The sequence below is a fragment of the Enterococcus sp. HMSC072F02 genome (assembly GCF_001837725.1).
Classification (GTDB): Bacteria; Bacillota; Bacilli; order Lactobacillales; family Enterococcaceae; genus Enterococcus_B; species Enterococcus_B lactis.
In genome coordinates, this window is the sequence record NZ_KV833923.1 from 1 (window position 1) to 221 (window position 221).

Annotated in this window: 1 protein-coding gene; it reads right to left on the reverse strand. The window is 36.2% G+C overall.

The genetic code is table 11. The annotated features are described in order from the left end of the window. Positions 1-221: IS3 family transposase (locus HMPREF2731_RS03010; RefSeq protein ID WP_141762861.1), on the reverse strand; the 221-nt coding region annotated here is incomplete at both ends.

A 221-nucleotide genomic window follows, 5' to 3' on the forward strand; every position in this document is an offset into this window, starting at 1 on the left:
TTTGTCGTTTTGGCTTCATTGCAAGTAGAATGATGTACTTTAAAATAAGCAACAGTATAGCTCGATTTTAATCCTCTATTTTTCATGATTCTACTAATTTTTCGTCGGCTGATCTGAATGCCTCGTTTTGATAAGGCTTTTTTTATTTTTCTTGAGCCGTAGGCCTTTCGGCTGCGGATAAATTCTTCAGCGACTACTTCTTCAAGTTCTGATTCGTCTTT